The organism is Listeria sp. SHR_NRA_18 (genome assembly GCF_003856515.1).
GTDB lineage: Bacteria > Bacillota > Bacilli > Lactobacillales > Listeriaceae > Listeria_A > Listeria_A newyorkensis.
Map to the genome: position 1 here is coordinate 1 of NZ_QPKR01000034.1, position 1707 is coordinate 1707.

The following is a 1707-nucleotide window of genomic DNA, read 5'->3' on the forward strand; positions in this document are numbered from 1 at the left end:
TTTCCAAAAGTAATACTAGTAAAGTAATTTGCTAGCGAAGTCAATTTGACGCAAGGATCTTATTCACGGTGTTGAATAAGTATTCAGATTCATCTTTATTTTAAAGAGAGTTTGATCCTGGCTCAGGACGAACGCTGGCGGCGTGCCTAATACATGCAAGTCGAACGAACCGACGAAAGAGCTTGCTCTTTCTGACGTTAGTGGCGGACGGGTGAGTAACACGTGGGCAACCTGCCTGTAAGTTGGGGATAACTCCGGGAAACCGGGGCTAATACCGAATAATAACAAGCGTCGCATGACGCCTGTTTGAAAGATGGTTTCGGCTATCACTTACAGATGGGCCCGCGGTGCATTAGCTAGTTGGTAGGGTAATGGCCTACCAAGGCAACGATGCATAGCCGACCTGAGAGGGTGATCGGCCACACTGGGACTGAGACACGGCCCAGACTCCTACGGGAGGCAGCAGTAGGGAATCTTCCGCAATGGACGAAAGTCTGACGGAGCAACGCCGCGTGTGTGAAGAAGGTTTTCGGATCGTAAAGCACTGTTGTTAGAGAAGAACAAGGATAAGAGTAACTGCTTGTCCCTTGACGGTATCTAACCAGAAAGCCACGGCTAACTACGTGCCAGCAGCCGCGGTAATACGTAGGTGGCAAGCGTTGTCCGGATTTATTGGGCGTAAAGCGAGCGCAGGCGGTTTCTTAAGTCTGATGTGAAAGCCCCCGGCTTAACCGGGGAGGGTCATTGGAAACTGAGAGACTTGAATGCAGGAGAGGTAAGTGGAATTCCACGTGTAGCGGTGAAATGCGTAGATATGTGGAGGAACACCAGTGGCGAAGGCGGCTTACTGGCCTGTAATTGACGCTGAGGCTCGAAAGCGTGGGGAGCAAACAGGATTAGATACCCTGGTAGTCCACGCCGTAAACGATGAGTGCTAAGTGTTAGGGGGTTTCCGCCCCTTAGTGCTGCAGCTAACGCATTAAGCACTCCGCCTGGGGAGTACGACCGCAAGGTTGAAACTCAAAGGAATTGACGGGGGCCCGCACAAGTGGTGGAGCATGTGGTTTAATTCGAAGCAACGCGAAGAACCTTACCAGGTCTTGACATCCTTTGAACCTTCTGGAGACAGAACTTTCCCTTCGGGGACAAAGTGACAGGTGGTGCATGGTTGTCGTCAGCTCGTGTCGTGAGATGTTGGGTTAAGTCCCGCAACGAGCGCAACCCTTGATTTTAGTTGCCAGCATTTAGTTGGGCACTCTAAAGTGACTGCCGGTGCAAGCCGGAGGAAGGTGGGGATGACGTCAAATCATCATGCCCCTTATGACCTGGGCTACACACGTGCTACAATGGATAATACAAAGGGTTGCCAAACCGCGAGGTCGAGCTAATCCCATAAAATTATTCTCAGTTCGGATTGTAGGCTGCAACTCGCCTACATGAAGCCGGAATCACTAGTAATCGTGGATCAGCATGCCACGGTGAATACGTTCCCGGGCCTTGTACACACCGCCCGTCACACCACGAGAGTTTGTAACACCCGAAGTCGGTAGGGTAACCTTTATGGAGCCAGCCGCCGAAGGTGGGACAGATAATTGGGGTGAAGTCGTAACAAGGTAGCCGTATCGGAAGGTGCGGCTGGATCACCTCCTTTCTAAGGAAAAGGAAACCTGCTTTTGTTTTATCTTCTGTTTTGTTCAGTTTTGAGAG

1 rRNA gene is annotated in these 1707 nt (G+C 50.9%); it reads left to right on the forward strand.

From position 1 onward, the window contains the following. Positions 1 to 99: 99 nt before the first annotated feature. Positions 100 to 1651: ribosomal RNA gene (locus DUK53_RS16980) — 16S ribosomal RNA — on the forward strand. Positions 1652 to 1707: the final 56 nt, after the last annotated feature.